Below are 26,677 nucleotides of genomic sequence, written 5' to 3' on the forward strand. Positions count from 1 at the left end.
GTACCCGGCCCAGACCGAGGTAGGGATCCGGTAAGAGGCGGAGGCGTGAGTATGGACACGTACGCGCGGGGACTCGCGCCGCGTCCGCCCGCCGGGGAACGCCCCGTCCCGCGTGGACGGAGGGCGGCCGTGCCCCGCCCGCGCGGAACGCAGAGCGTCCGCGCCGCTCCGCGCGGGCGGGGGACGTCCGCGCCCGCGCGCGGCCGTGCCCGGCGGCATCGCGCTCACGCCGGAGGCGGCGCGCTCAGGCCGGCGGCGGCGCACGGGGGACGCGGCCCCGCGCCCTCCCGAGGCGCTCGCCCCGCTACCCTTCCGGTGTGAGCAGTGAGCAGAACCCCGTCCAGGACACCACCGGACCCCGGCCCCGTCGGCTGACCTACGCCGCCGTGCTGGCCGCGCTGGAGGGTGTCGCCCTGGTGGTCGGCGGCCTGTGGGTGTTCGTCCTCGGACTCACCGGCGACCCGGACGGCCGGCAGCAGGCCGTGACCCTCGGGATCACGCTGGCCGTCCTCGCCCTGCTGCCGCTGCTCGCCGCGCGCGGGCTGATGCTGCGGCGCGGCTGGAGCCGGGGCCCCGGGGTGATCACCCAGCTCATGGCGCTTCCGGTGGCCTACAACCTGCTCCGGTCCGACGGCGTGGCCATCCCCGTCGGCATCGTCATCGCGGTGGTCGCCGGGTCGGCGCTGGTATTCCTCGTCAACGGCGAGACGACCCGGGCCCTCGGGATCAAGGGGCCGGGCCGGGCCGAGTAGCCCGGCGCGGGACACGGCTCACCGAGCCGGCGCTCACTCCTCCACGAGGAGCTTCTCCCGCAGCTGGGCCAGGGTGCGGGCCAGCAGCCGGGAGACGTGCATCTGCGAGATGCCGACCTCCTGCGCGATCTGCGACTGGGTCATGTTGCCGAAGAAGCGCAGCAGCAGGATCCGCTTCTCCCGCGGCGGCAGGTCCTCCAGCAGCGGCTTGAGGGACTCGCGGTACTCCACGCCCTCCAGCGCCTCGTCCTCGGCGCCCAGGGTGTCGGCGACCGCCGGCGACTCGTCGTCCGTGTCGGGGACGTCCAGCGACAGCGTGGAGTACGCGTTCGCGGACTCCAGGCCCTCCAGGACCTCCTCCTCGGAGATGGCCAGCTTCTCGGCCAGCTCGTGCACGGTCGGGGACCGGCCGTGCAGCTGGGACAGCTCGGCCGTCGCCGTCGTCAGCGCGAGCCGCAGCTCCTGGAGCCGGCGCGGCACCCGCACCGCCCAGCCCTTGTCCCGGAAGTGCCGCTTGATCTCGCCGACGACGGTCGGGGTGGCGTACGTGGAGAACTCCACGCCGCGCTCGGGGTCGAACCGGTCGACGGACTTGATCAGGCCGATCGTGGCGACCTGGGTGAGGTCGTCCAGCGGCTCGCCGCGGTTGCGGAACCGGCGCGCGAGGTGCTCCACGAGCGGCAGGTGCATACGGACGAGCTGGTTGCGCAGCTCCGCGTACTCCGGGCTGCCCGCGCTCAGCGCGCGCAGCTCGACGAACATCGCCCGGGCCCCGCTGCGGTCCTGGGCGTCGTGCTGCACCCCCCGCACGGCCTCCGGGTCCAGCGCGCCGTCCTCGGCGTACCGCTCGTGCTCGCTCATCGTCCCGCCCGTAGCCCTTCCCCGAGCCCTCGCCCCCGTGCGGACGGCGGATCCGGCGCCGTCGCGCGTCTCCGGTGGCGTGCCCTGTCCGGCGTCGTCACCGTCGACCCGCGCGGAGTCGTCCTCCGGGTGCGGTCTGGCCTGCTCGGGGATGCCGTCGATGCCGTCCGCCATGCGCCGGGAGCCGTCCCGGGGACCTGCCCCGGTGGTCTCGACGCCTGCCCCGGTCCCGGCCGTGCCCGACCGGGGGGACCCGCCCGGCCAGGGAGGGTTCCCGTCCCCGGTCGGCAGCTCCCGTGTGCCGCGCTCTTCGTCCCGCACCGGCCCGTCCCCGTTCCTCACGCCGGCCCGGGGCCGGCGCCGCGCTGTTTGTAGAGGCTGATCGACACCGTCTTGTCCTCGTCCACGGCGGACGAGACCTTGCCCGCGAGGGCCGACAGCACGGTCCAGGCGAAGGTGTCCCGTGACGGCGCATGGCCGTCCGTCGTCGGCGCCGACACGGTGACTTCCAGCGAGTCGTCGACGAGGCGGAAGACACAACTGAGCACCGAGCCGGGCACCGCCTGCTGGAGCAGGATCGCGCAGGCCTCGTCCACGGCGATGCGCAGGTCCTCGATCTCGTCCAGGGTGAAGTCCAAGCGGGCCGCAAGACCGGCCGTGGCCGTCCGCAGCACCGACAGGTAGGCACCCGCAGCCGGCAGCCTGACTTCCACGAAGTCCTGGTTCGCCGTGGGCTCGCCTGCGATCTGGGACACCCTCACCTCCATGGTGGTACAAGCTTTAGGGGGCCGAGGGTCGCCCCCCGGGGTAACGCGTACGTGGTTCAAGCGGTGACGCTATCGCGCTCCGAACGTTCCTGTCCCGGGACCCCAACCCCCTGGCGTCACTCACAGTAAAGCTGTGGATACGCTCCGTGTCTAGGGGGTTTGCGGGCCCAAATGGGAAGAGCGCGCGCCGGGTTGACGTACCCAGACGTCAGACGCCCGAATCGTCGTGCGGCAGCCGCCGCAAGCAGTGTCACACGAGAACGCCCTAAGGCAAGACTCCCCGCTCAGACGAGCACGTGATCGACGAAGCACCACCGCCAGTCCTCGCCCGGTTCGAAGGTCCGCATCACGGGGTGACCGGACCGCGCGTGGTGCTCCGTCGCGTGCCGTCCCGGCGAGGAGTCGCAGCAGCCGACATGGCCGCAGGTGAGGCACAGCCGCAGCTGGACAGGGTGCGTGCCGTCCCGCAGGCACTCCGGACAGGTCTTGTCCAGTGGCTCCGGTTCGGGGTGCGGCAGCGCGTCGGCGTGCGTGCACTGTTTCATGATTGCCAGGTTACGACGGGTGTGCGGGTGGCCGCGCGAATGACGAGGGTGGGCGAAGACCATGGATGTGATGCCGCTGCTGTTGCTGGTGGCGGGCAGTGCGGCGGTGGCCGCGGCGGCGCGGCGTACCCCGGCGCCGGCGCCGCTGCTGCTGGTCGCCGTCGGCCTGGCGGTCTCCTACATCCCCGGCGTGCCGTCGTACACCCTCGACCCGCACATCGTCCTGCCGCTGCTGCTGCCACCGCTGCTGTACACCTCGGCGAGCGACAGCTCCTACCTCGACCTGCGGGCGCAGCTGCGGCCGGTCGCGCTGCTCTCGGTGGGCTACGTGCTCTTCGCGACCCTCGCCGTCGGCTGGGCCGCCTACCTGATCGTGCCCGGGCTGCCGCTGACCGCCGCGCTGGTGCTGGGCGCGGTGGTGGCACCGCCGGACGCGGTGGCCGCCACGGCGGTCGCGCGCCGGGTCGGCCTGCCCGCCCGGATCACCACCGTCCTCCAGGGCGAGTCGCTGCTGAACGACGCCACGGCGATCACCGCCTACAAGGTGGCGCTCGGCGCCGCCGTCGGCGAGGGGGCCACCTGGGGAGGCGGGATCGGCGAGTTCGCGCTCGCCGCGGTCGGCGGTGTCGGCATCGGTCTCGTCCTGATGGCGCCCCTGCACTGGCTGCGCACGCACCTGACCGAGCCCCTCCTGCAGAACACGCTCTCGCTGCTGATCCCGTTCGTCGCCTACGGGGTCGCCGAGCAGGCACACGCCTCCGGGGTGCTCGCCGTCGTGGTCGTCGCCCTCTATCTGGGCCACCGCGCGTGGGAGGTCGACTTCGCCACCCGGCTCCAGGAGGAGGCGGTGTGGAAGATGGTCGCCTTCGTCCTGGAGTCCGCCGTGTTCGCCCTGATCGGCCTCCAGCTGCCGATCGTCCTCAAGCGGCTCGGCGAGTACGAGGGCACCGCCGCCGTCTGGTACGCGGTCGCCGTCTTCCTGGTCGTCGTGGTGGCCCGGTTCGTCTGGGTATACCCGGCCACCTTCCTGCCCCGGCTGCTGTCGGCGCGCATCAGGGAGCGCGAGAAGAACCCCACCTGGCGGGGCGCCATGGTCACCTCCTGGGCCGGCATGCGCGGGGTCGTCTCCCTGGCCATCGCCTTCTCCATCCCGTCGACGATGGCCGACGGCCCCCGCAACCTGATCCTCTTCCTGACCTTCACCACCGTCATCGCCACGCTCGTCGTCCAGGGCGTCACGCTGCCCCCTCTGATCCGGCTGCTGAGGTTCCCCGGCCGTGACCGGCAGGCCGAGACGCTCGCCGAGGCCAACGCCCAGGCGCAGGCCTCGCGGGCCGCCGAGGCCCGGCTCCACGAACTCCTCGCCGACGAGCGCAACGCCCTGCCGCCGCCGCTCGTGGACCGGCTGCGCAACGTCCTGGAACGCCGCCGCAACGCCGTCTGGGAGCGGCTGGGCCAGGTCAACCCGGTCACCGGCGAGTCCGTGGACGACACCTACCGCCGGCTGTCCCGCGAGATGATCAGTGCCGAACGGGAGGTGTTCGTCAGGCTCCGCGACCTGCGCTACATCGACGACGAGATGCTGCGCGCCCTGCTCAGACGCCTGGACCTGGAGGAGGCGGCGGCCTACCGGGAGGCCGGCTAGCGTTCCGGGGCGGCTGCCGGGGCCGAGGGGTCGGCTGCCGGGGCTGCCGGGGGTTCCGGGAACGGCCGTCCGGTGACGACGGCCGCGATCGTGGACCCGCGCGCGAAGGCGCCCTCCTCCGCGAGGGTGACGAGTCCGTACAGCAACTTGGCGACATAGAGCCGCTCCACCGGCAGTCCGTGCCGCTCTTCGAAGTCCTGTGCGAAGGCGTCCAGTTCGGGTGTCGTCCGGGCGTAACCGCCGCAGTGGAAGCGGTCGTCCAGGGACCAGGTGCCGCTGCGGGCGCCGAAGGCGCGTTCCTGGAGGGCCTGTATGTCGGCGCCCAGGAAGCCGCCCTTCAGCACCGGTATGCCGAGCGCGCGCTGGCCGGCCGCCAGCCCGGCGGCGAGACCGGCGAGCGTGCCGCCGGTGCCGCAGGCGACCGCGACCACGTCCGCGCGTCCGTGCAGCTCCGCGCCGAGGTCACGGCAGCCCCGCACGGCCTCGGCGTTGCTGCCGCCCTCGGGGACGACGTACGCGTCCTCGGCGCCGGCCGCGCGCAGGATCCGGGCCAGCGTCTCCGGCTCGGCCTTGCGGCGGTAGGCCGATCTGTCGACGAAGCGCAGCCGCATGCCGTCGGCCGCGCACCGGGCCAGGGACGGGTTGAGTGGGCGGTCGGCCAGCTCCTGGCCGCGGACCACACCGGTGGTCGGCAGACCCAGCAGACGGCCCGCGGCGGCGGTGGCCCGCAGATGATTGGAGTAGGCGCCGCCGAACGTGACCAGGGGCCGGCCGCCGGCCGCCGCGATGTTCGGCACCAGCTTGCGCCACTTGTTGCCGATCAGCTCCGGGTGGATCAGGTCGTCCCGCTTGAGCAGCAGCCGCAGCCCGCGGCGCCCGAACCGGAGGTCCCGCACCTCGTGGAGGGGCGAGGGCAGGCGGGGGGCGAGCGGATCGGTGCCGGTGCTGGTCACGGCTCCATTGTCGCCCGGCACGCGACGGAGCCCTCCGCCCCGGCTGCGGTGCGACCGCCCCGCCCGCCTACGGACGGTGGGACCGCCCCGGCTGCGGTGGGACCGGCCCGGTGGCGGGGAGAGACCGGTCCGGGCGCGGTTCGGGGCGTCAGGCGGCCAGCCGCGTGCGCACCCGGTTCCTGAGCGACGTCATCGTGAAGCCCCGAGGGTCCACCTTCCCCGGCTGCCACTCCAGGTGGCCGATGACCGACCGCTCCGACCAGCCGTGATGACGGCACAGCGCCGTTGCGGCCCGCTCGATCGCCTCCAGCTGCTCCCGCGGCCAGGGGTCCTCCCCGTCGCCGAGGTTCTCGCACTCGAAGCCGTAGAAGTGCCGGTTGCCGTCGGTGTTCGCCTCGTTGTCCGGCGGCAGCCCCCGCTCCGCGATCACCGCGCGCAGCACCTCGTCGTCGCCGAGCCCGGCGTGGTTGGCGCGGCCGTAGCCGACCAGGTGGACCGTGCCGTCCTTGGTGATCACACCGTGGCACAGCGGTCCCGGCAGGCCCGGGTGGCCGTCGCGGCACAGCTCCACCGTGGGAGCGCTGCCCCGGGTCACCGTGTGGTGGATCATCACGCCGTGCACCGGGCCCCAGGGGCCCTTGTGGTTGCGGTTGTGCTGCTGCCAGTCACCGACCTCGACGACCGTGACGCCCTCCGCCCGGAGCGCGTCCAGGAACGCGCCCGCCGACATGGGTGGGGCCATGCCCGACTCCTTCGTGCCGTACCCGTCCGGCCGCCGGTCGCGGCCGTGTGTCCTGCCTGCTTCTACCGAAACCGGACGTCTGCGAACACATCGTTCGCATGCTGTGCGAGTCGATCCGGACAGGTGCCACGGGCCGGTGTCACAGGCCGGTGTCACAGGCCGTGCCGCAGGCCGGGAGGGCCCGGATGGGATCCCTCTGTGTGCCCGGTAATCGGATGATCCATTCCCGCTCTTTCGGGTAATGGCGCGGACACGTTCCGTGCTGGGAGGCTCGTGATCGAGACCGGTGCGATGCGGCACCGGTCGGCACCGGGCACACATCGGGAGGGCATTTCTCTATGTCGGTAGGCGAAGAGGTCCGCACGGATCAGGGCAAGCCGCAGCAGTCCCTCGGGACGGCGGCAGCGCGGAACCTGGCCACCACCACCAAGTCCGTTCCGCAGATGCAGGAGATCAGCTCCCGCTGGCTGCTGCGCACTCTTCCCTGGGTCGACCTCCAGGGCGGCACGTACCGGGTGAACCGGCGGCTGACGTACGCCGTCGGCGACGGTCGCATCACCTTCGTGAAGACCGGGGACCAGGTGGAGGTCGTCCCGGCGGAACTGGGCGAGTTGCCGGCCCTGCGGTCGTACGAGGACGAGGAGGTGCTGACGGAGCTGGCCCGGCGCTGCCGCCAGCGCGACTTCGCACCCGGTGAGGTGATCGCCGACTTCGGCAACCGGACCAACGAGGTCTACCTGCTCGCCCACGGCCGGGTGGAGAAGGTCGGCACGGGTCCCTACGGCGACGACGCCGTCCTCGGGGTACTCGCCGACGGCGCCTACTTCGGTGACCAGGCGCTGCTCGATTCGGAGGCGATCTGGGAGTACACCGTCCGCGCGGACACCGCGACCACGGTGCTGGTCCTCGACCGCCAGGACTTCGAGCAGATCAGCGAGCGCTCCGACTCGCTGCGCGCACACCTGAGGCAGCTGCGCGCGATCCCCGAGCAGCGGACCAACAAGTACGGCGAGAAGGCGGTCGAGCTGGCGGCCGGCCACTCCGGCGAGCCCGACATCCCGCACACCTTCGTGGACTACGAGCCGCGGCCCCGCGAGTACGAACTGAGCATCGCGCAGACCGTGCTGCGCATCCACTCGCGCGTGGCCGACCTCTACAACCAGCCGATGAACCAGACCGAGCAGCAGCTGCGGCTCACGGTCGAGGCGCTGAAGGAGCGCCAGGAGCACGAGCTGATCAACAACCCGGAGTTCGGCCTGCTCAGCAACTGTGAGTACGACCAGCGGATCCAGCCGCACGACGGGGTGCCGAGCCCGGACGACCTGGACGAGCTGCTCAGCCGCCGCCGGGGCACCAAGCTGCTCCTGGCCCACCCGCGCGCGATCGCGGCGATCGGCCGCGAGCTGAACAAGCGGGGACTGGTCCCGGAGACCATCGACATCGCCGGCAACCGCATCCCGACCTGGCGCGGAGTGCCCATCTACCCGTGCAACAAGATCCCGATCACCGAGGCGCGTACGACGTCCGTCATCGCCATGCGTACCGGCGAGTCCGAGCAGGGCGTCATCGGCCTGCGGCAGTCCGGCATCCCGGACGAGATCGAGCCGAGCCTGTCCGTGCGGTTCATGGGCATCAACGAACAGGCCATCATCAAGTACCTGGTGACGGCGTACTACTCGGCCGCCGTCCTGGTGCCCGACGCGCTCGGTGTGCTGGAGAACGTCGAGATCGGCCGGTGGCGGTGACGTCTCCGCACGTCGTGACCGTGTCCCCGGCCGTCGGGGAGGGTAGGCCCTCGGGGTACGTGTCCGGTCGGGCCGGTGATGCCGGTCCGGGCGGACCTGGCGAGGGGGAGGCATGGCCGAGTTCATGACGGAGACCGACGAGCGCTCTTCCGTTGCGCCGCTTTCCGGCACGGCGGGGGCGCGGGAGACGAACGGCGACGCCACCGCCGGTCCGCTCGACGGGCAGGAGGCGGTGGCACTGCTGGAGCGCACCCGGGCCCTTGTCGACCCGGAGCTGCGCGCGGCCGTGGAGTCGCTGCCCGGCTCCATGCGCCGGATCGGGCTGTACCACTTCGGCTGGCAGCACGCCGACGGCACACCGGCGGCGGGCAACGCGGGCAAGGCGATCCGGCCGGCACTCGTGCTGGCGGCGGCCGCGGCCCTCGGCGGTCCGGCGGCCCGGGCGGCGGCGGTCCGGGCCGCGGCGGCGGTCGAACTGGTCCACAACTTCACGCTGTTGCACGACGACGTGATGGACCGGGACACCACCCGCCGGCACCGGCCGACGGCCTGGACCGTGTTCGGGGACACCGACGCGATCCTCGCCGGAGACGCCCTCCAGGCGCTGGCCCTGCGGCTGCTCGCCGAGGATCCGCACCCGGCTTCGGTCCCGGCCGCGGCGCGGCTCGCGGCCTGCGTCGTGGAGCTGTGCGAGGGCCAGCACGCGGACACCGACCTGGAGCAGCGCGCACCGGACGCGGTGACGCTGGACGAGGTGCTCGCCATGGCCGAGGCCAAGACCGGGGCGCTGCTGGGCTGCGCCTGCGCGCTCGGCGGGCTGTACGCGGGGGCCGGCGCGGAGGAGGTGGCCGCGCTGGACGGCTTCGGCCGGCAGGCCGGGCTCGCCTTCCAGCTGATCGACGACGTCATCGGCATATGGGGGGACCCGCGGCGCACCGGGAAGCCGGCCGGCGCGGATCTCGCGGCCCGCAAGAAGTCCCTGCCGGTGGTGGCGGCGCTCACCTCCGGCGCGCCGGCGGCGTCCGAACTCGCCGCGCTGTACGGCAGGCCGTACCTCCAGCAGGAGGCGGAGGCCGGGGAGATCGCGCGTACGGCGCTGGCGGTGGAGCGGGCCGGCGGCCGGGACTGGGCGCAGGCCGAGGCCGCCGACCGGATGGCCCGGGCCATGCAGGAACTGGCCCGCGCGGTCCCCGACCCGGAGGCGGCGGGCGGGCTGCTGGCCCTCGCCGAGTTCGTCACCCGGCGCTCCAGCTGACGGCCGCCGCTCCGGCGGCCGGGAAGAACCCGGAGTCCCCGGCTCCGTGCGGCTCCTGACCCCGCACGGCCGTCGGGGGCTCCGGTCAGGCGGCCCCGCGCACCCCCACAGTGCGCGGGGCCGCCGCTCGTCATCAAGACCCACCCGATCGTCTACGGCAAGGGCATGCCCGTGTTCGGCACCGGCCTGGACATCAAGGGGTTCGCCCTGGGCTCCGTGCGCGCCTTCGGCAACGGCGTGCTGGTGCGCACCTACGACAGGAAGCGCCGAGGACGCCGCCGCTCTACCCTGAGGACATGGGCAGCGAGCAACCCGTCTGTCCCGTCTGCGGACAGAGCGTCGAAACGGTCGTCAAGCGGCACAAGACACTGGGCGCCTGGGTGCCGGTCTGGGGAGCCGGCCCGTGCCGCAACCCCGACTGCGCGGCCGGCGCGGAATCCGCCCGGTCCACCGCCCCGGGGCGGTCTGCCGCCCCGCGCCGGTCCGCCCCCCGTCGGTCCACCGGCCCCGGTCCGGACGCAGCTCCCGGACGGTCCACCCGCCGCGAGGCGTCCGCCGGTCCCGACGCGTCCGCCGGTCCCGATCCGTCCGCGGGGGCTCCCCTCCGGCCGGGGGACGACGGACGGGAGTACCCGCCGTAGCCCGGGAGCGAGGAGCGGGGTCCTGCGTGGCCCCGAGCGGCCGGGCACGCCGTAGCGTGGGCGCATGCCGAAACTGCCGTACATCCTGCACATCACCGAGCGTTCCCGGTGGGAGGCGGCGCGCGCCCGCGGCGCCTACGAGCTGTCCACCCGGGGCCGCACCCTCCAGGAGGAGGGCTTCATCCACTTCTCCACCCGGGAGCAGCTCCCGCGCGTCGCCGCCTTCCTCTACGGCGGCTACGACGGCCCGGACGAGCTGGTCGTCCTGGTCGTGGACCCGGCCCGGGTCGGGGCGCCGGTGCGGTACGAGTCCGTAGAGCCGGGCGGCGAGGAGTACCCGCACGTGTACGGGCCCCTGCCGGTCGAGGCCGTGGTGGACGTGGAGCCCTGGGGCTGAACGCGGGGGCTGCCCGGAGGGCGGTGTGCGGGGCGGGAGTTCAGCCGGCCGGTCGTTCGATGAAGCGGAGCTGGTTGCCCGCCGGGTCGCGGAAGGCGCAGTCCCGCACGCCGTACGGCTGGTCCGTCGGCTCCTGGAGGACGTCGGCGCCGGACTCCCGTACCCGCTCGAACAGCACGTCGCAGTCGGCGGTGGTGAAGATGACCCCGCGCAACAGGCCCTTGGCGAGGAGTTCGTTGAGCGCCTGCTTGTCCGCGGGGGAGGCGTCCGGGCTCGCGTCCGGCGGCTCCAGGACGATCTCCACGTCCGGCTGGAGCGGGGAGCCCAGGGTCACCCAGCGCATCCCCTCGAACCCCACGTCGTTGCGGATCTCCATGCCGAGCACATCGCGGTAGAAGGCGATGGCCTTGTCGTGGTCGTCCACCGCGATGAAGCACTGCGCGAGTTTCACGTCCATGGACCCAACCCTAGATCCGGCGGCCGTGCCATGCCTCAGTACGGGCGGCGGCGCGGGCGGGTCAGTCTGCGGGCCACACAGGACGGGATCACCGTGCTCTCCTCGTGGTCGCGGGCGCGGTAGGCGCTCGGTGTCTCGCCGACCAGCTCGGTGAACCGGGAGCTGAAGGAGCCGAGCGAGGTGCAGCCGACCGCGAGGCACACCTCGGTGACGGTGAGGTCGCCCCGCCGCAGCAGCGCCTTCGCCCGCTCGATCCGGCGCGTCATCAGATAGCTGTACGGGGTCTCGCCGAACGCCTTGCGGAAGCTGCGCTGGAAGTGGCCGACGGACATCAGGGCGTCCCGGGCCAGCACGGTCATGTCGAGCGGCTCGGCGTACTCCCGGTCCATGCGGTCACGCACCCGCCGCAGCCGTCTCAGGTCCTCCAGGGCGGTCACCCGCCCAGCTTCGCACAGGAGCACACAACAGGTCCCCCCCGAGTGCGACGGGGCGTTCTCCTCCAGTTGTCCGGGCATTGAACTGCCCTTGCCTGCCTGGGGGGATGGACCACATCACGTTCCTCGTGGCGGTCGTCATCGCTCCTCGCACGCCCTCTTCGGCGGGCTCGTCGGTGCCGTCCGGGCCGGCGCGGGCTCCCAGGGCGTGCACTTCGGCAAGGTCGTCGAGAAGGAGGTCACCGTCCGCACCAAGCCCCCGGCGAACGTCCGCACGGCCGCCTGAACCCCAGGGAGCATTCCATGCATGTCGACTGGTCCGCCCTCGGCCGCGTCGCCGCGGTCAGCCTCGGTGTCACGGTCGCCGTGGTCGTCGTCTTCGCCCTCGGTGTACTGGGCCTGTCCCGCGCCGGGACCGCCGGCGGCGGTGCCTCCGCCGCGGGCCGCGCCCAGGCGGGGCTGTGCTTCCTCGCGTGCGCGGCGGTGGTGGCGTACGGGATCCATCTGATCGTGCCGCCGTTCCACTAGGCGTTCCGGGAAAAAACCGCACCCGGCCCGTTCGCCACCGTGCTCGGTGGTTAACGGACCGGGTGCGGCCGGGAGGCCGGGGTCAGGCCTGCTTGGTCTCCCAGAAGATCTTGGCGATCTGCTCGATGTGGTCGAGGGCCTTCTGGCCCGTCGCCGGGTCGGTGGACGCCTTGGCGGCCGAGAGGGCCTTCAGGGTGTCGTTGACCAGCTGGTGCAGCTCCGGGTACTTCTCGAAGTGCGGGGGCTTGAAGTAGTCGCTCCACAGCACGGAGACGTGGTGCTTCGCGAGTTCCGCGCGCTGCTCCTTGATGATGGTGGCGCGCGCCTGGAAGTGGGGGTCGGCGTTGCCGGCCATCTTTTCCTGGACGGCCTTCACCGACTCCGCCTCGATGCGGGCCTGGGCCGGGTCGTACACGCCGCAGGGCAGGTCGCAGTGGGCGCTGACCTGGACCTTGGGGGCAAACAGGCGGGAAAGCATGGAGCATTCCTTCCTCGTGATCGTCTTCTCAGGTGCGACATTACTCCCTGAGGAACGCGATTTCTCGGCTGCCCCCTAGGGCTTAGGACAAAAGTCCAGGGTGAGACTGAGACTGGTGGAGGAACGGACCGGGGAGGTGCCGGGGATGCCGGAACTGTCGCAGGAGACCGAGCGGGGGAGGGCCGCGGCGCCCTTCGGGCTGGCCGAGGTGACGGGCCCGTCCATGGTGCCCACGCTGCACCACGGGGATCAGCTGCTTGTGCGGTACGGGGGCACGGTCAGGCCCGGTGACGTGGTGGTCCTGCGCCATCCCTTCCAGCAGGACCTGCTGGTGGTCAAGCGGGCCGTGGAGCGGCGCGACGGCGGCTGGTGGGTGCTCGGGGACAACCCGTACGCGGGCGGGGACAGCACGGACTACGGGGTGGTGCCCGAGGAGCTGATCCTCGGTACGGCGTGGTTCCGCTTCCGGCCGGTCGGGGCCGGTCAGCGCTCGCCGCTCGCGCTGCTGCGCTGGGCGCTCTCGGCGGCCCGGCCGCTGCTGCCCGACCGGTCGGCCTCCAGGCGCTTGCGGGCCCGGTAGGCGGCCACGTTGGCGCGGGTGGCGCAGCGGTCCGAGCAGTACCGCCGGGAGCGGTTGGTGGAGGTGTCCAGGTAGGCGTTGCGGCAGGGGGGCGCCTGGCACAGGCCGAGACGGTCGACGCCGTACTCGGTGAGGTGGAAGGCCAGGCCCATCGCCGCGATGGCCGCGTAGCCGGCGGTGGCGTTGGAGGGGTGGTCGGCCAGGTGCATGTGCCACAGGGGCCGGCCGTCCTCGTCGCGGATGTCGTGCCCGGAGATCTGCGGGCTGACCGGGAACTCCAGCAGCAGTGAGTTGAGCAGGTCCACGGCGAGGGTCTCGTCGCCGGTGTCGGCGGCCTCGAACACCGCGCGCAGCCGCGCCCGGACCGAGCGGAAGCGGGTGACGTCGGCGTCGGTGGCACGCCGGGCGGCCGACGCGTTGACGCCGAAGAGGCCGCGGACGGCCTCGACCGTGGTCAGGGTGTCCTTGCCCCGGGCCGGCTCCTCGCTGTTGACGAGACGGACGGCGTAATCCGAGTAATAGGCCAGTTCCACTTGTTGTCCTTACGCGGGCGTCTTAGGGTCGTGTCTGCGGTCGGTAACAGCCGGTCGTGTATCCAGGGTATTACGCGGACCGAAGGGGGTCGGTGTTCCATGACCACGCGTGCCGGAACCGACTGGGCGGCCTGGCAGGAGAGCTGGGACCGGCAGCAGGAGTGGTACATGCCGGACCGCGAGGAACGCTTCCGGATCATGCTCGACATGGTCGAGGCACTCGTCGGCACGGCGCCGCGCGTGCTCGACCTCGCCTGCGGCACCGGCAGCATCACCGCCCGGCTGCTCCGGCGGTTCCCGGAGGCCACCAGCACCGGCGTCGACCTCGACCCGGCGCTGCTCGCCATCGCGCAGGGCACCTTCGAGGGCGACGACCGCGTCTCCTTCGTGACCGCCGACCTCAAGGACCCCGACTGGCCGGCCCGGCTGCCGTACGACTCCTACGACGCCGTGCTGACCGCCACGGCCCTGCACTGGCTGCACAGCGAACCTCTCGCGGCCCTCTACGGTCAGATCGCGGAACTGGTCCGCGACGGCGGTGTGTTCATGAACGCGGACCACATGATCGACGAGTCCACGCCCCGGATCAACGCGGCCGAGCGCGCCCTGCGCCACGCCCGTATGGATCAGGCCAAGCGGGACGGCGCCGTGGACTGGGCGCAGTGGTGGCAGCTCGCCGCCGCCGACCCGGTCCTCGCCGAGTCGACCGCCCGCCGCTTCGAGATCTACGGCGAGCACGCGGACGGGGACGTGCCCGGGCCGGCGTGGCACGCGCGCACGCTGCTGACCCGGGGCTTCGGCGAGGCACGGCCGGTGTGGTGCTCGCCGTCGGACACGCTGCTGCTGGCGCTGAAGTGAGCCGGACATGAGCGGAAGGGGCGGTACGGCGAACCCGTACCGCCCCTTCGGCCGTGCGCGCGGTGTCAGAGGACCTTGGACAGGAACGACTGCGTCCGCTCGTGCCGCGGGTTCGTCAGGACGTCCCTCGGGTGACCGGATTCGACCACCACACCGTCGTCCATGAAGACCAGGCTGTCGCCCACCTCGCGGGCGAAGCCCATCTCGTGGGTGACGACGACCATCGTCATGCCGGACTCGGCCAGATCGCGCATGACGTCCAGGACGTCACCGACCAGCTCCGGGTCGAGGGCCGAGGTCGGCTCGTCGAACAGCATCAGCTTTGGGTCCATCGCCAGGGCCCGGGCGATCGCCACCCGCTGCTGCTGGCCGCCGGAGAGCTGCGAGGGGTAGTGCCCGGCCCGGTCGGCCAGGCCCACGCGCTCCAGCAGCTGCACGGCGCGTTCCTTGGCCTGTGCCCGGTTGACGCCCCTGACCTGAACCGGCGCCTCCATGACGTTCTCCAGCGCCGTCATGTGCGGGAACAGGTTGAAGCGCTGGAAGACCATGCCGATGTCACGGCGCTTCATGGCGACTTCGCGGTCGCGCAGCTCGTACAGCTTGTCGCCCTGCTGGCGGTAGCCGACCAGCTCGCCGTCGACGTACAGCCGCCCGGCGTTGATCTTCTCCAGGTGGTTGATGCAGCGCAGGAAGGTCGACTTGCCGGAGCCGGAGGGGCCGATGAGGCAGAACACCTCGCCCGGCCGCACCTCCAGGTCGATGCCCTTCAGCACCTCGACATGGCCGAAGGACTTGTGCACGTCCTGCGCCCTGACCATCGGGACCATCCCGTGCTCCGGGGCGTCCTGCGTCTTGCTCGGCTTGCCGGTCATGCGCTCACCGCTCCCTTCGGGCGGCCCAGGGACAGCATGTTCGCCTTGACCTTCTGCCACGGTGTCGCCGGCAGCTGGCGGCTGGAACCACGGGCGTAGTAGCGCTCGATGTAGTACTGGCCCACGCTCAGCACCGACGTCATGATCAGGTACCAGGCCGCGGCGAGGAAGTACATCTCCACCGGGGCACCGGAGTTCTGGCCGATGTCCTGGGCGTAGCGGAACAGCTCGGGATACTGGACGGCCGCCACGAGGGAGGTCGTCTTCAGCATGTTGATCACTTCGTTGCCCGTCGGCGGCACGATGACGCGCATCGCCTGCGGGATGATCACCCGGCGCAGCGTCTTGCCGTGGCTCATGCCGAGCGCGTGCGCCGCCTCGGTCTGGCCCTCGTCCACCGCCAGCAGGCCGGCGCGGCAGATCTCCGCCATGTACGCCGCCTCGTTCAGACCCAGGCCGAGCAGCGCCGTCAGCAGCGGCGTCATGAAGTTCGACCAGTAGTCCTTGTAGAGCGGCATCAGGTTGATGTACTCGAAGACCAGGCCCAGGTTGAACCAGAGGAACAGCTGGACCAGGACCGGGGTGCCGCGGAAGAACCAGATGTAGAACCAGGCGATCGACGAGGTCACCGGGTTCTTCGACAGCCGCATCACCGCGAGGACGATGCCGCCGACGATGCCGATCAGCATCGACAGGACCGTCAGCAGGAGGGTCTTGCCGACACCGGTCAGGATCCGGTCGTCGAAGAAGTAGTCCGGCACCGCGTGCCAGTTGATCTTGCCCTGGCCGAACGCGTAGACGATCGCCACGAGGACGGCGATCGCGATGACGGCGGTGACGTACCGTCCGTAGTGCCGGACCGGGATGGCCTTGATGGCCTCGGCGCGGGTCGCCGGCGTCTTCGCCGGCCCCGCCGTCTTGTCGATGTCTGTCACGGGTACTGCCTCTCGGTGGCCGCTTGCCGGTCGCGGGTCACTTGCCGCCGTTGATGACGGACTGCTTGACGGCGCCGTTCTGCGCGCCCCACTTCTCGAGGATCTTCTCGTACTCGCCGTTCTTGATGATCGCGTCCATCGCGGCCTGGAGGGCGTCCCGCAGCTGCGTGTCCTCCTTGGCGACCGCGATGCCGTACGGGGCCGCCTCGACCTGGTCGCCGACGATCTCGAAGTCCTTGCCGCCGCCGGAGGTCTTCACCGCGTACGCCGCCACCGGGAAGTCGGAGGAGGCCGCGTCCACACCGCCCGAGCGGAGCCGGGTCTGGGACTGCTGGTCGTCGTCGAAGGGCTCGATGGTGAGCTTCTTGCCCGCCGGACACTTCTTGGCCTCCTGCTTGGCCAGGTCCTCCGAGGTGGTGCCGCGCTCCACGGCTATCTTCTTGCCGCACAGGTCCGACCACTTCGTGATGCCCCCGGTGTCGCCCTTGCGGGTGTAGATCGAGACACCGGCGGTCAGGTAGTCGACGAAGTCGACGCCCTCGCCGACCTTCTTGCCCGTGTCGGGGTCGACGCCCTCCTGACGGTTCTTGTTGTCCGTCATCGCCGACATCGCCATGTCGTAGCGGCCCGAGCGCAGACCGGTGAGCAGGCCGTCGAACGTGCCGTTGTCGAACTCGAAGGTCACTCCCAGCTGCTTGCCCATGGCCGCGGCGAGGTCCGGGTCCAGGCCGACGGCCTTCCCGGAGGAGTCCTTGAACTCCACCGGCGCGTACGCGATGTCCGAGCCGACCCTGATCTTGCCCTTGCTCCGGATCTCCTGGGGCAGCTTGCCGGCGAGCGGGGCACCGCCGGCGGACGCGCCTCCGGAGCTGTTGTCCTTGTCCTTGGTCTGGTCACCGCAGCCGGTGAGCAGCAGGGCGCCTGCGACCGCGATCGCACCGAGCGCGGCCGGACGGGAGCGCGCGGCGGTGGTACGACGGGTGGAGCTTGCGGTCATCGTGGTTCCTCCGGCGGAAGGGAAGAGTTGCCGATGGGTCGACGGAAACACACACCTTCGCGTGTCGCGACCTCGTGGGTTTACCGCATCTTGCCATTCGGACTGCGCTGATCAGGGGAGTCGCTATGTCAAAATCGGATAACGGGTGACCCCCGAACCGCGTCAGGTCGGTACATCCACGGTCCATAGCCACCGAACCATCTGCGGGAATCCACCACTCCGGCCGGAAAATCTTCGGCGTGTCTCACGATGCGGTCAGGCGGGGCAGGGCCTTTTCCGGCCAATTCCGTCCGTCGGCCGTGCCCCGTCTTCGAGTCGCCCTCCGGTTCCGCGGTGTGACCTTGGACCTAATGGACTCGTCGTGGGCACCGTCCGTCCGGTAAGAAGGTTCTTTACACCCCTCATCCGGGGCTCAGGGCGCGTGTGCGGCGCGCCCGTCGTGTACGGCCTCGCGCGTATCAGCGATCGGGCCGTACGCGGTGCCCGCCCACCCCTCACCAGGAGTGGTCGACCCTCAAACCATGCATACCTAAGGGGTAAGACAAAGTGGCAGCGGAGATCGTCAATCCTCGCAGCGACGACGCAACGGACCGGGACGGCGGGGCCGAGCCCCTCGATTCCTTCGATCCGGCGTTCGCGCTGCACCGCGGCGGCAAGATGGCAGTGCAAGCCACCGTGCCGGTCCGTGACAAGGACGACCTTTCCCTCGCGTACACGCCCGGCGTCGCGCGCGTGTGCACCGCGATCGCGGAGCAGCCGGAGCTGGTCAACGACTACACGTGGAAGTCCAACGTGGTCGCCGTCGTGACCGACGGTACGGCCGTGCTCGGGCTCGGGGACATCGGTCCCCAGGCCTCCCTCCCCGTGATGGAGGGCAAGGCGATCCTGTTCAAGCAGTTCGGCGGCGTCGACGCGGTGCCGATCGCGCTCGACTGCACCGACGTGGACGGCATCGTCGAGACCGTCGTCCGGCTCGCTCCCTCGTTCGGCGGAGTGAACCTGGAGGACATCTCGGCGCCCCGGTGCTTCGAGATCGAGCGCCGGCTCCAGGAGCGTCTGGACATCCCGGTCTTCCATGACGACCAGCACGGCACGGCCGTCGTGACGCTCGCTGCGCTGCGCAACGCGGCCCGGCTGAGCGGGCGCGAGATCGGGCAGCTCCGGGCCGTCATCTCGGGCGCCGGCGCGGCCGGTGTCGCCATCGCCAGGATGCTGGTCAACGCCGGCATCGGGGACGTGGCGGTGGCGGACCGCAAGGGCGTCGTGTCGGCGGACCGGGAGGACCTCACCCCGGTCAAGCGGGAGCTGGCCGGGTTCACCAACAAGGCCGGCCTCACCGGCTCGCTGGAGGACGCCCTGGCCGGCGCCGACGTCTTCATCGGCGTCTCCGGCGGTACCGTCCCGGAGGAGGCCGTGGCCTCCATGGCCGAAGGTGCCTTCGTGTTCGCGATGGCCAACCCGAACCCCGAGGTGCACCCGGACGTCGCGCACAAGTACGCGGCGGTCGTCGCCACCGGGCGCTCGGACTTCCCGAACCAGATCAACAACGTGCTCGCCTTCCCCGGGATCTTCGCGGGCGCCTTCCAGGTGCGGGCCACCCGGATCACGGAGGGGATGAAGATCGCCGCCGCCGAGGCGCTGGCCGCGGTGGTCGGCGACGACCTCGCCGCCGACTACGTGATCCCCTCGCCGTTCGACGAGCGGGTCGCGCCGGCGGTGACGGCCGCGGTGGCCGCCGCCGCCCGCGCCGAGGGCGTCGCCCGTCACTGACCTCGAACGGAGACGGCCCCACCCGGACGGGCGGGGCCGTTTTCCTTGCCGTCCGACCGTCCGACCGTCCGACCGTCCGACCGTCCGGCCATCTGACCATCCGACCGGTCGGCGCCGAGCGTGGCACGGGGTGCCGCCGCCGGGCCGCGCCGCGGGAACGCCGGTGCGCAAGAGGGCGTGTGTCACAGGGCGCCGTGGTTCCGTCCACCGCGCCACACCCCTATCGTCGGCTGCATGTTCGCTGTCTACGCCGCCCGAATCGACCGCGACCAGCCGCTCACCGGCCTCGAGTTGGGGGAGCGTCCGGCTCCCGAGGCCCGTCCCGGCTGGAGCACGATCAATGTGCGGGCCGCTTCCCTCAACCACCACGATCTCTGGTCCCTGCAAGGCGTCGGCCTTCCGGAGGGCCGGCTGCCGATGATCCTCGGCTGCGACGCCGCGGGCGTCGACGCGGACGGCAACGAGGTCGTCCTGCACTCCGTCATCGGCCAGAGCGGCCATGGAGTCGGCCCCGACGAGCCGCGCTCCATCCTCACCGAGCGCTACCAGGGCACCTTCGCCGAACAGGTGGCCGTCCCCACCTGGAACGTCCTGCCCAAGCCGAAGGAACTGTCCTTCGCGGAGGCCGCCTGCCTGCCGACGGCCTGGCTGACGGCGTACCGGATGCTCTTCACCAACGCCGGGGTACGGCCCGGTGACTCGGTCCTCGTACAGGGCGCGGGCGGCGGTGTCGCCACGGCCGCGATCGTGCTGGGCAAGGCGGCCGGGCTCCGTGTCTTCGCCACCAGCCGGGACGAGGCCAAGCGGAAGCGGGCCCTGGAACTGGGTGCCGTGGAGGCGGTCGAGACGGGCGCCCGGCTGCCGCAGCGGGTGGATGCCGTCATCGAGACCGTCGGCGCCGCCACCTGGTCGCACTCGGTGAAGTCGCTGCGGCCCGGCGGCACGCTCGTCATCTCCGGTGCCACCAGCGGGGACCGGCCCTCGCACGCCGAGCTGACCCGGATCTTCTTCCTCGAACTGAAGGTGGTCGGCTCCACCATGGGCACCAAGGACGAGCTGGAGGACCTGCTCTCCTTCTGCGCCGCGACCGGCGTACGGCCCGTGATCGACGAGGAACTGCCCCTGGACCGGGCCCGCGAGGGCTTCGAACGGCTCGCGTCAGGGGAGCAGTTCGGGAAGATCGTGCTCACCCACTCCTGACGTCCGCCGGTCACCGGGACGACAGGGCCCGGGCGGGCCCGGACGCCGGGCCCGCCTTCGCGCGCCGTGCCTGTCAGCCGGGGCGGAGCACGGCCGCGATGCGGGCCGCCGCCGTGGACAGGTGGTGGCGGGCCTCGCGCAGCTGCCCAGCGTCGACCCCGTGGTCACGGGCCGTGTCGCGGATGTCGTCGCGGAAGCGGTCCAGCAGGCGGTCCAGGTCGCGTGCCGGGTCCCCGGTGAAGTCCTCGTGCGCCCAGGAGGGCTCGTACTCGGCGGGGAAGTCCTCCGTCGCGGCGGTGTAGTGCGGCTCGGCGGTGGGCGCCGGCCCGGCCGTCTCCTGGGCGGTGCGCCCGAACCCCCGGTCCCTGCCGAACTCCTTGCCGAACTCGCCGAATTCCTTGGCCAGTTCGGACAGGCCCTCGCGGACGCCGGTCGGCCAGTCGCCGCGCGTGAAGTGGTCCTGGACCCGGTCCTGGACGCGGCGTGCGATGCGCTGCACCTCCTCCTGCGCCTGGGCCCGCGCCCGCGACTGCGCCTCCTGCGCCTGGTGACGGGCCCGCTGGGCCTCCTCCCGGGCCCGGCGGCTCTCGTCCTTGGCGCGCCGCGCCTGCTCCTTCCACTCCTGCCTGACCCGCCGCATCTCCTCCTTGGCGGCCTTCCACGCCTCCTTGTCGCCCGGCTCGCCGTACTCCCCGTAGGGGGATTCGGCGTCGGGCGCCTCCCGGCGGGCCTCGGAGGCGGCGGCGCGCATCTCCCGGCGCAGATCGCCGGCCGCGCCGCGCACGTCGGCCCGTATCTCGGCGGCCAGCTCCGCGACCGACTCGCGGATCTCCAGCTCCAGGTCGGCCAGCTCACCGCTGCGGTCGGCGAGTTCGGCGCGGCCGGCGTCCGTGATGGCGTACACCTTGCGCCCGCCCTCCGTGGTGTGCCGGACCAGGCCCTCCGCCTCCAGCTTGGCCAGCCGGGGGTAGACCGTGCCCGCCGAGGGGGCGTAGAGGCCCTGGAAGCGTTCCTCCAGGAGCCTGATCACCTCGTAGCCGTGGCGCGGGGCCTCGTCGAGCAGCTTGAGCAGGTACAGGCGGAGGCGGCCGTGGGCGAAGACGGGAGGCATGTCAGAGCACCTTCTTGTCGGTCGTGCCGTCGGCCGGGGCGCCGGTGGCGCCGGCGTCCTGGCCGGAGACGGAATTGTCCCCCGGTGCTGCCGGGCGGTGGCCGGCCGGGTGGGCGGCGGCGGTGCTGTCCGGAGCGAGGTCGTCCACTGTGGTGCCGTGCACTGCGGTGCCGTTCGCGGTGTCAATATCGGTGTCGGTGCGCGTGCCGGTGTCGGGGGTTCCGGGGGCCCGCGGGGGTTCGGTGTGCCGAGGGGTGTGCTCCTCGTCGTCCCGGGGCGGGCGGCGCAGCAGGGCGATCGAGCCGGAGACCGTCGTGGCCCGCAGTCTGCCCGTGCCCGCGCCGAGACGGCCGGTGATCTTGTGCGTGCCCCACTGGCCGCGCACCCGCAGCCCCTCGAAGGCGTTGGAGATCGTGCCGCTCGCGGTGTTCGCCTCCACCTCGGCGTCCGCCGGGTGCGGCAGGCGGATGGCTATCTCGCCGGAGACGCTGGTGAGGCCGATGTCCGTGGGACCGTCCGGGTCCAGGTCGACGATCATGGAGCCGCTGACGGTGTCGGCGCGCACGGAGGGGCCGGACCCCTCGACCACGGTCAGGTCTCCCGACACCGAGTGGAACCTCAGGTCCCCGGTGACCGCCTGGGCCTCCAGGTTCCCCGAGACGGTGTCCGCGCGGACCGGGCCCGAGCCGCCGACCAGGGTGGTGTCACCGGTCACGCCCCTGATCACCGCGGGGCCGCGGAGGCCGGAGACGACCGTGCCCGCCCCGACCACGCCCACCTCCACGCGCGTGTCGGCGGGGACCGCGAGGGAGACGACGGCGCTGCGGCGCCGGCCCTTGGCGTCGAGCCACTTCAGGAAGCCCTTCCAGGTCAGATCCTCGTACGCCACGGTGAGCGTGCCGCCGTCGAGGGTGACGACCAGGGGCGGGCCGTGCAGTTCCGAGACCTCCAGGCGGGCGGAGGGCTCGTCCGTGCCGACGATATTCACCGTGCCGTTGACCATACGGACCTGGAGGTCGTGCACGGGGGTGTCGAAGGTCAGCTTCCGGGGCTCGGCGACGGACCACTCTGACCACTCGGACATGGGACCTCCTCGGCACGACCGGTCGCGACACGTCATATCGCGTTCTCGTTATTCACGATATATCGCGGTCGTGGGAAGTCAAGGCACTCGTTCGGGGGACGGCCGTCCGAGGGCGGGGCTGGGCGGTCCCGCTGTCGGGACCGGCGCATACGCTGGTGGGGAGAATCGCAGGCTGGATGTTCGTGCAGGAGACGTGGGCCCTATGTATTTCACCGACCGCGGTATCGAGGAGCTGGAGAAGCGGCGTGGCGAGGAGGAGGTCACCTTCGAGTGGCTCGCCGAGCAGTTGCGCACGTTCGTGGATCTGAATCCAGACTTCGAGGTGCCCGTGGAACGGCTGGCCACCTGGCTCGCGCGGCTCGACGACGAGGACGACGAGTAGCGCGCACGGGCTCCCGCCACGCGCCCGCGCCGGGCTCCGCGCCCGCGCCGGGCTCCGCGCCCGCGCCGGGCTCCGCGCCCTACGCCGGGCTCTGCGCCCGCGGCTCTGCGCCCGTGCCGGGCTCCGCGCCCTACGCCGGGCTCTGCGCCCGCGCCCGGCGCCCACCGGCTCCCGCCGTACATCGCACTCGCGCCGGCCCCCCGTCCGGCGCCCACCGGCTCCGCCGCGCACCGCGGTCGCGCACGGCCCCGGTCGGCGCGGAGTGGCACGGCGTCCGGCCCGCATCGGGCAGGCGTAGCAGAAGGGCAGGCCCGGCCCGCCCCGGGCAGACGTAGCGGTCGGGCGCGGTGCTCGGCCCGCCCCGGGCAGATGAAGCGGTGGGGCGCGGCGCTCGGCCCGCAGGGCAGACGGAGCGGGGTGGCACGGCGCTCGGCCTGCGCCGGGCAGACGGAGCGGAGTGGCACGGTGCTCGGCCTGCGCCGGGCAGGCGTAGCGGAAGGGTGCGGTGTCCGGCCCGCAGGGCAGACGGAGCGGAGTGGCGCGGTGCTCGGCCCGCACCGGGCAGGCGAAAGGGCCCGGCACCGAGTGGCTACTCGGTGCCGGGCCCCGGGTGTCGGCCGGACGGCCGGAGGCTTACGCCTCGAACACCTCACGCACCAGCTGCTCCTGCTCGGCCTGGTGGCGCTTGGCGGAGCCCACCGCCGGGGACGAGGAGTGCGGGCGCGAGATGCGCCGCAGCCGCTCGCCGGCCGGGATGTCCGCGCCGACCGCCAGGTCCAGGTGGTCGATCAGGTTGAGCGCGATGAACGGCCAGGCACCCTGGTTCGCCGGCTCCTCCTGCACCCACAGGTACTTCTCGGCGTTCGGGTACTTGTTGACCTCCGCCTGGAGCTCGTCACCCGGCAGCGGGTAGAGCCGCTCGATGCGGATGATCGCGGTGTCCGTGGCGCCGCGCTTCTGCCGCTCGGCCTCCAGGTCGTAGTAGACCTTGCCGGAGCAGAAGACGACCCTGCGGACGGCGGCCGCGTCGACCGTGCTGTCGCCGATGACCGGACGGAACTCGCCCGTGGTGAACTCCTCCGCCTTCGAGGCCGCGGCCTTCAGGCGCAGCATCGACTTCGGGGTGAAGACGACCAGCGGCTTGTGGTGCGGGTTGTGCACCTGCCACCGCAGGAGGTGGAAGTAGTTCGACGGGGACGTGGGCATCGCGACCGTCATGTTGTTCTGCGCGCACAGCTGGAGGAACCGCTCCGGGCGCGCGGACGAGTGGTCCGGGCCCTGGCCCTCGTAGCCGTGCGGCAGCAGCAGGACGACGCCGGAGGTCTGGTTCCACTTCTGCTCCGCCGAGGAGATGAACTCGTCGACGACCGTCTGCGCCCCGTTGACGAAGTCGCCGAACTGGGCCTCCCACATGACGAGCGCGTCCGGCCGGGCCAGCGAGTAGCCGTACTCGAAGCCCATCGCCGCGTACTCGGACAACAGGGAGTTGTAGACGTTCAGCCGCGCCTGGTCCTCGGAGAGGTACTGGAGCGGGGTGTACTCCTCGCCGGTCTCCCGGTCGATGAGCACCGCGTGCCGCTGGCCGAAGGTGCCGCGCTGGGAGTCCTGGCCCGAGAGGCGGACCGGGGTGCCGTCCAGCAGCAGCGAGCCGATGGCGAGGGTCTCGCCCATGCCCCAGTCGATCGTGCCGTCCTCGACCATCGCCGCGCGGCGCTGGAGCTGCGGCTGGAGCCGCGGGTGGACGGTGATGTTGTCGGGGATGTTGACCTGGGACTCGGCGATCCGCTTGACGACCTCGGAGGAGATCGCGGTCGGGACCGCGACCGGGAAGCCGTCCTGCGGAGCCTGGGCGGCACCGGCGGCCGGCTGCGAGGTGGCCTCGCGGACCTCGGTGAAGACCTTCTCCAGCTGGCCCTGGTAGTCCTGGAGGGCCTGCTCGGCCTCTTCCAGGGTGATGTCGCCGCGACCGATCAGGGACTCGGTGTAGAGCTTGCGCACCGAGCGCTTCTTGTCGATCAGGTCGTACATCAGCGGCTGGGTGAAGGCCGGGTTGTCCGACTCGTTGTGACCGCGGCGGCGGTAGCAGATGAGGTCGATCACCACGTCCTTGTTGAACGCCTGGCGGAACTCGAAGGCGAGCCGCGCCACGCGCACGACGGCCTCCGGGTCGTCGCCGTTCACGTGGAAGATCGGGGCCTCGATCATGCGGGCCACGTCCGTCGCGTACATGGACGAACGCGAGGACTCGGGGGCCGCGGTGAAGCCGACCTGGTTGTTGATGACGATGTGGACCGTGCCGCCGGTGCGGTAGCCGCGCAGCTGCGACATGTTCAGGGTCTCGGCCACCACGCCCTGGCCCGCGAAGGCCGCGTCGCCGTGGATCGCCACCGGCAGGACCGTGAAGTCCGTGCCGCCCTTGTTGATGATGTCCTGCTTGGCGCGGGCGACGCCCTCCAGGACCGGGTCGACCGCCTCCAGGTGGGAGGGGTTGGCGACCAGCGAGACCTTGATCTGCTCGCCGTCCAGGCCGGTGAAGGTGCCCTCGGCGCCCAGGTGGTACTTCACGTCGCCGGAGCCGTGCATCGACTTCGGGTCGAGGTTGCCCTCGAACTCGCGGAAGATCTGCGCGTACGACTTGCCGACGATGTTGGCGAGGACGTTCAGGCGGCCGCGGTGGGCCATGCCGATGACGACCTCGTCCAGGCGGGACTCGGCCGCGGAGTCGATCACCGCGTCGAGCAGCGGGATGACGGACTCGCCGCCCTCCAGCGAGAAGCGCTTCTGGCCGACGTACTTGGTCTGGAGGAAGGTCTCGAAGGCCTCCGCCGCGTTCAGCCGGCGCAGGATGCGCAGCTGCTCCTCGCGCTCCGGCTTGGAGTGCGGGCGCTCCACGCGGTCCTGGATCCACTTGCGCTGCTTGGGGTCCTGGATGTGCATGAACTCGATGCCGGTGGTGCGGCAGTACGAGTCGCGCAGCACGCCGAGGATGTCGCGCAGCTTCATCATCGACTTGCCGGCGAAGCCGCCGACGGCGAACTCGCGCTCCAGGTCCCACAGGGTGAGGCCGTGCTCGACGATGTCCAGGTCGGGGTGCTTGCGCTGGCGGTACTCCAGCGGGTCGGTGTCGGCCATGACGTGGCCGCGGACCCGGTAGGAGTGGATCAGCTCGAAGACGCGGGCGGCCTTGGTGACGTCGTCGTCGTGGCTGGCGTCGATGTCCCTGAGCCAGCGGACCGGCTCGTAGGGGATGCGCAGCGCCTCGAAGATGTCGTCGTAGAAGCCGTTCTCGCCGAGCAGCAGGTTCGCGACCTGGCGCAGGAACTCACCGGAGGCGGCGCCCTGGATCACCCGGTGGTCGTAGGTCGACGTGAGCGTCATGACCTTCGAGATGCCGAGCTTGTTCAGGGTGTCCTGGCTGGTGCCCTGGAACTCCGCCGGGTAGTCCATGGCGCCGACGCCCATGATCACGGACTGGCCGGGCATCAGGCGGGGCACGGAGTGGACGGTGCCGAGGCCACCGGGGTTGGTCAGGGAGACCGTGACGCCGGTGAAGTCGTCCATCGTCAGCTTGCCGTCGCGGGCGCGGCGGACGATGTCCTCGTAGGCCTGCCAGAACTCGAAGAAGTTCAGCGTCTCGGCCTTCTTGATGGCGGCCACGACGAGCTGGCGGTCACCGTTCGGCTTGACCAGGTCGATGGCCAGGCCGAGGTTGACGTGCGGCGGCTTGACCAGGGTCGGCTTGCCGTCCTTCTCGCCGAACGCGTAGTTCATCGACGGCATGGCCTTGATGGCCTGCACCATCGCGAAGCCGATCAGGTGCGTGAAGGAGATCTTCCCGCCCCGGGCGCGCTTCAGGTGGTTGTTGATGACGATGCGGTTGTCGAACAGCAGCTTCACCGGGACCGCGCGGACCGAGGTGGCGGTCGGCAGCTCCAGCGAGGCGTTCATGTTCTTGGCGACGGCCGCGGACGGGCCGCGCAGCGTCACGTACTCGGGGCCCTCGGGCGCCTCGGCGGCGGGAGCGGCCTTCGCCTTCGGCTGAGCGGGCGCCTGTGCGGGCTGCGCCGGCTTGGCCGGGGCGGGGGCGGCCTTCGCCGCGGGGGCCGGCGCCGGGGCCGGTGCCACGGCGGGCTTCGGGGCCGCGGGGGCCGGGGC

Annotated in this window: 27 protein-coding genes and 1 pseudogene; 13 read left to right on the forward strand and 15 right to left on the reverse strand. The window is 71.8% G+C overall.

Annotation, left to right across the window (positions count from 1 at the left end; genetic code table 11):
• Nucleotides 1-317 precede the first annotated feature (317 nt).
• Nucleotides 318-752 (forward strand): hypothetical protein, encoded by a 435-nt coding sequence (locus IF37_RS0113365; protein WP_030741201.1) that lies wholly within the window; start codon nt 318-320, stop codon nt 750-752.
• Between the two features lie 33 nt (nt 753-785).
• On the opposite strand, the gene IF37_RS0113370 is transcribed toward IF37_RS0113365, so the two are convergent.
• The 3 genes from IF37_RS0113370 to IF37_RS0113380 form a co-directional block, all read right to left on the reverse strand.
• Nucleotides 786-1,787, reverse strand: coding sequence for an RNA polymerase sigma factor SigF (locus IF37_RS0113370; RefSeq protein ID WP_030741203.1), 1,002 nt, complete (start codon nt 1,785-1,787; stop codon nt 786-788).
• Nucleotides 1,788-1,951: 164 nt separating this feature from the next.
• Complete coding sequence (locus tag IF37_RS0113375; RefSeq protein WP_030741206.1) at nt 1,952-2,368, reverse strand: anti-sigma regulatory factor; 417 nt, start codon at nt 2,366-2,368, stop codon at nt 1,952-1,954.
• 296 nt (nt 2,369-2,664) lie between these two features.
• Nucleotides 2,665-2,925, reverse strand: coding sequence for a UBP-type zinc finger domain-containing protein (locus tag IF37_RS0113380; protein WP_030741209.1), 261 nt, complete (start codon nt 2,923-2,925; stop codon nt 2,665-2,667).
• Nucleotides 2,926-2,986: 61 nt separating this feature from the next.
• On the opposite strand from IF37_RS0113380, the gene IF37_RS0113385 reads away from it, so the two are divergent.
• Nucleotides 2,987-4,570, forward strand: a complete 1,584-nt coding sequence (locus IF37_RS0113385; protein WP_030741213.1) for a Na+/H+ antiporter — start codon at nt 2,987-2,989, stop codon at nt 4,568-4,570.
• Here IF37_RS0113385 and IF37_RS0113390 read toward each other — a convergent pair.
• The gene (locus IF37_RS0113390; RefSeq protein ID WP_052845179.1) at nt 4,567-5,523 is read right to left on the reverse strand and encodes a 1-aminocyclopropane-1-carboxylate deaminase/D-cysteine desulfhydrase; all 957 of its coding nucleotides are present in this window, start codon (nt 5,521-5,523) and stop codon (nt 4,567-4,569) included. The genes IF37_RS0113385 and IF37_RS0113390 overlap by 4 nt on opposite strands.
• A gap of 148 nt (nt 5,524-5,671) precedes the next feature.
• Complete coding sequence (locus tag IF37_RS0113395; protein WP_030741217.1) at nt 5,672-6,265, reverse strand: N-acetylmuramoyl-L-alanine amidase; 594 nt, start codon at nt 6,263-6,265, stop codon at nt 5,672-5,674.
• A 338-nt stretch (nt 6,266-6,603) separates the two neighbouring features.
• On the opposite strand from IF37_RS0113395, the gene IF37_RS0113400 reads away from it, so the two are divergent.
• From IF37_RS0113400 to IF37_RS0113415, 4 genes and pseudogenes are all read left to right on the forward strand, one after another.
• Nucleotides 6,604-8,010: a family 2B encapsulin nanocompartment shell protein gene (locus IF37_RS0113400; protein WP_030741220.1), complete on the forward strand. Its 1,407-nt coding sequence runs from the start codon at nt 6,604-6,606 to the stop codon at nt 8,008-8,010.
• A gap of 112 nt (nt 8,011-8,122) precedes the next feature.
• The gene (locus tag IF37_RS0113405) at nt 8,123-9,265 is read left to right on the forward strand and encodes a family 2 encapsulin nanocompartment cargo protein polyprenyl transferase (protein WP_030741223.1); all 1,143 of its coding nucleotides are present in this window, start codon (nt 8,123-8,125) and stop codon (nt 9,263-9,265) included.
• Nucleotides 9,266-9,391: 126 nt separating this feature from the next.
• A pseudogene (locus IF37_RS45735) lies at nt 9,392-9,532 on the forward strand (dihydrofolate reductase); the annotation flags it as partial.
• A 438-nt stretch (nt 9,533-9,970) separates the two neighbouring features.
• Nucleotides 9,971-10,303, forward strand: coding sequence for a DUF952 domain-containing protein (locus tag IF37_RS0113415; RefSeq protein WP_030741228.1), 333 nt, complete (start codon nt 9,971-9,973; stop codon nt 10,301-10,303).
• Nucleotides 10,304-10,343: 40 nt separating this feature from the next.
• Here IF37_RS0113415 and IF37_RS0113420 read toward each other — a convergent pair whose 3' ends face one another.
• Both IF37_RS0113420 and IF37_RS0113425 read right to left on the reverse strand, forming a co-directional pair.
• Complete coding sequence (locus tag IF37_RS0113420) at nt 10,344-10,760, reverse strand: VOC family protein (protein ID WP_030741230.1); 417 nt, start codon at nt 10,758-10,760, stop codon at nt 10,344-10,346.
• A gap of 35 nt (nt 10,761-10,795) precedes the next feature.
• On the reverse strand, nt 10,796-11,149 hold the full coding sequence (locus IF37_RS0113425; RefSeq protein WP_173456799.1) for a helix-turn-helix transcriptional regulator: 354 nt from the start codon (nt 11,147-11,149) through the stop codon (nt 10,796-10,798).
• A 136-nt stretch (nt 11,150-11,285) separates the two neighbouring features.
• Between IF37_RS0113425 and IF37_RS41975 the strand changes: the two genes are divergently transcribed.
• Together IF37_RS41975 and IF37_RS0113430 are read left to right on the forward strand one after the other, a co-directional pair.
• A complete protein-coding gene (locus tag IF37_RS41975) occupies nt 11,286-11,480 on the forward strand; it encodes a hypothetical protein (protein ID WP_079165717.1) in 195 nt (64 codons plus the stop codon).
• Between the two features lie 17 nt (nt 11,481-11,497).
• Entirely contained in the window at nt 11,498-11,722 is a 225-nt protein-coding gene (locus IF37_RS0113430) for a hypothetical protein (protein ID WP_030741236.1), read from the forward strand.
• Nucleotides 11,723-11,804: 82 nt separating this feature from the next.
• Here the strand turns inward: IF37_RS0113430 and sodN are convergent, their stop codons facing one another.
• Nucleotides 11,805-12,200, reverse strand: coding sequence for a superoxide dismutase, Ni (gene sodN, locus IF37_RS0113435; protein WP_030741240.1), 396 nt, complete (start codon nt 12,198-12,200; stop codon nt 11,805-11,807).
• Between the two features lie 145 nt (nt 12,201-12,345).
• On the opposite strand from sodN, the gene sodX reads away from it, so the two are divergent.
• On the forward strand, nt 12,346-12,780 hold the full coding sequence (gene sodX / locus IF37_RS0113440) for a nickel-type superoxide dismutase maturation protease (protein ID WP_037856451.1): 435 nt from the start codon (nt 12,346-12,348) through the stop codon (nt 12,778-12,780).
• Here sodX and IF37_RS0113445 read toward each other — a convergent pair.
• Complete coding sequence (locus IF37_RS0113445) at nt 12,684-13,313, reverse strand: CGNR zinc finger domain-containing protein (protein ID WP_030741244.1); 630 nt, start codon at nt 13,311-13,313, stop codon at nt 12,684-12,686. The genes sodX and IF37_RS0113445 overlap by 97 nt on opposite strands.
• A 99-nt stretch (nt 13,314-13,412) precedes the next feature.
• On the opposite strand from IF37_RS0113445, the gene IF37_RS0113450 reads away from it, so the two are divergent.
• The gene (locus IF37_RS0113450; protein ID WP_030741246.1) at nt 13,413-14,171 is read left to right on the forward strand and encodes a trans-aconitate 2-methyltransferase; all 759 of its coding nucleotides are present in this window, start codon (nt 13,413-13,415) and stop codon (nt 14,169-14,171) included.
• A gap of 65 nt (nt 14,172-14,236) precedes the next feature.
• Here the strand turns inward: IF37_RS0113450 and IF37_RS0113455 are convergent, their stop codons facing one another.
• Genes IF37_RS0113455 through IF37_RS0113465 form a run of 3 tightly spaced genes read right to left on the reverse strand, consistent with a single transcriptional unit; the run spans nt 14,237 to nt 16,975 of the window.
• The gene (locus IF37_RS0113455; protein ID WP_030741251.1) at nt 14,237-14,998 is read right to left on the reverse strand and encodes an amino acid ABC transporter ATP-binding protein; all 762 of its coding nucleotides are present in this window, start codon (nt 14,996-14,998) and stop codon (nt 14,237-14,239) included.
• Between the two features lie 41 nt (nt 14,999-15,039).
• Nucleotides 15,040-15,978, reverse strand: a complete 939-nt coding sequence (locus IF37_RS0113460; protein WP_030741254.1) for an amino acid ABC transporter permease — start codon at nt 15,976-15,978, stop codon at nt 15,040-15,042.
• A gap of 37 nt (nt 15,979-16,015) precedes the next feature.
• Nucleotides 16,016-16,975 (reverse strand): ABC transporter substrate-binding protein, encoded by a 960-nt coding sequence (locus tag IF37_RS0113465; protein ID WP_030741256.1) that lies wholly within the window; start codon nt 16,973-16,975, stop codon nt 16,016-16,018.
• A gap of 546 nt (nt 16,976-17,521) precedes the next feature.
• Between IF37_RS0113465 and IF37_RS0113470 the strand changes: the two genes are divergently transcribed.
• Nucleotides 17,522-18,745, forward strand: a complete 1,224-nt coding sequence (locus IF37_RS0113470) for an NADP-dependent malic enzyme (protein WP_030741258.1) — start codon at nt 17,522-17,524, stop codon at nt 18,743-18,745.
• 234 nt (nt 18,746-18,979) lie between these two features.
• Nucleotides 18,980-19,945, forward strand: coding sequence for a quinone oxidoreductase (locus IF37_RS0113475; RefSeq protein ID WP_030741260.1), 966 nt, complete (start codon nt 18,980-18,982; stop codon nt 19,943-19,945).
• A 73-nt stretch (nt 19,946-20,018) separates the two neighbouring features.
• On the opposite strand, the gene IF37_RS0113480 is transcribed toward IF37_RS0113475, so the two are convergent.
• Together IF37_RS0113480 and IF37_RS0113485 are read right to left on the reverse strand one after the other, a co-directional pair.
• A complete protein-coding gene (locus IF37_RS0113480; RefSeq protein WP_030741263.1) occupies nt 20,019-21,056 on the reverse strand; it encodes a PadR family transcriptional regulator in 1,038 nt (345 codons plus the stop codon).
• Nucleotide 21,057: 1 nt separating this feature from the next.
• Complete coding sequence (locus IF37_RS0113485) at nt 21,058-22,140, reverse strand: DUF4097 family beta strand repeat-containing protein (RefSeq protein ID WP_037856441.1); 1,083 nt, start codon at nt 22,138-22,140, stop codon at nt 21,058-21,060.
• Between the two features lie 202 nt (nt 22,141-22,342).
• Here IF37_RS0113485 and IF37_RS0113490 point away from each other — a divergent pair, with 202 nt between their 5' ends.
• Nucleotides 22,343-22,522: a DUF6104 family protein gene (locus tag IF37_RS0113490; RefSeq protein ID WP_003992906.1), complete on the forward strand. Its 180-nt coding sequence runs from the start codon at nt 22,343-22,345 to the stop codon at nt 22,520-22,522.
• A gap of 633 nt (nt 22,523-23,155) precedes the next feature.
• Here IF37_RS0113490 and IF37_RS0113495 read toward each other — a convergent pair.
• A partial coding sequence (locus IF37_RS0113495) for a multifunctional oxoglutarate decarboxylase/oxoglutarate dehydrogenase thiamine pyrophosphate-binding subunit/dihydrolipoyllysine-residue succinyltransferase subunit (RefSeq protein WP_030741269.1) occupies nt 23,156-26,677 on the reverse strand: 3,522 nt, incomplete at its 5' end.

Source organism: Streptomyces sp. NRRL S-31, assembly GCF_000718775.1.
Taxonomy (GTDB): Bacteria; Actinomycetota; Actinomycetes; order Streptomycetales; family Streptomycetaceae; genus Streptomyces.

Coding starts and splice junctions, on each gene's coding strand:
- IF37_RS0113475 (WP_030741260.1), top strand. CDS start 18,980: ATGTTCGCTGTCTACGCCGCCCGAATCGACCGCGACCAGCCGCTCACC.
- IF37_RS0113465 (WP_030741256.1), bottom strand. CDS start 16,975: ATGACCGCAAGCTCCACCCGTCGTACCACCGCCGCGCGCTCCCGTCCG.
- sodX (WP_037856451.1), top strand. CDS start 12,346: ATGCCGGAACTGTCGCAGGAGACCGAGCGGGGGAGGGCCGCGGCGCCC.
- IF37_RS0113450 (WP_030741246.1), top strand. CDS start 13,413: ATGACCACGCGTGCCGGAACCGACTGGGCGGCCTGGCAGGAGAGCTGG.
- IF37_RS0113490 (WP_003992906.1), top strand. CDS start 22,343: ATGTATTTCACCGACCGCGGTATCGAGGAGCTGGAGAAGCGGCGTGGC.
- IF37_RS0113405 (WP_030741223.1), top strand. CDS start 8,123: ATGGCCGAGTTCATGACGGAGACCGACGAGCGCTCTTCCGTTGCGCCG.
- IF37_RS0113400 (WP_030741220.1), top strand. CDS start 6,604: ATGTCGGTAGGCGAAGAGGTCCGCACGGATCAGGGCAAGCCGCAGCAG.
- IF37_RS0113380 (WP_030741209.1), bottom strand. CDS start 2,925: ATGAAACAGTGCACGCACGCCGACGCGCTGCCGCACCCCGAACCGGAG.
- IF37_RS0113425 (WP_173456799.1), bottom strand. CDS start 11,149: ATGGACCGGGAGTACGCCGAGCCGCTCGACATGACCGTGCTGGCCCGG.
- IF37_RS0113485 (WP_037856441.1), bottom strand. CDS start 22,140: ATGTCCGAGTGGTCAGAGTGGTCCGTCGCCGAGCCCCGGAAGCTGACC.
- IF37_RS0113395 (WP_030741217.1), bottom strand. CDS start 6,265: ATGGCCCCACCCATGTCGGCGGGCGCGTTCCTGGACGCGCTCCGGGCG.
- sodN (WP_030741240.1), bottom strand. CDS start 12,200: ATGCTTTCCCGCCTGTTTGCCCCCAAGGTCCAGGTCAGCGCCCACTGC.
- IF37_RS0113420 (WP_030741230.1), bottom strand. CDS start 10,760: ATGGACGTGAAACTCGCGCAGTGCTTCATCGCGGTGGACGACCACGAC.
- IF37_RS0113480 (WP_030741263.1), bottom strand. CDS start 21,056: ATGCCTCCCGTCTTCGCCCACGGCCGCCTCCGCCTGTACCTGCTCAAG.
- IF37_RS0113370 (WP_030741203.1), bottom strand. CDS start 1,787: ATGGCGGACGGCATCGACGGCATCCCCGAGCAGGCCAGACCGCACCCG.
- IF37_RS0113385 (WP_030741213.1), top strand. CDS start 2,987: ATGGATGTGATGCCGCTGCTGTTGCTGGTGGCGGGCAGTGCGGCGGTG.
- IF37_RS0113455 (WP_030741251.1), bottom strand. CDS start 14,998: ATGGTCCCGATGGTCAGGGCGCAGGACGTGCACAAGTCCTTCGGCCAT.
- IF37_RS0113430 (WP_030741236.1), top strand. CDS start 11,498: ATGCATGTCGACTGGTCCGCCCTCGGCCGCGTCGCCGCGGTCAGCCTC.
- IF37_RS0113415 (WP_030741228.1), top strand. CDS start 9,971: ATGCCGAAACTGCCGTACATCCTGCACATCACCGAGCGTTCCCGGTGG.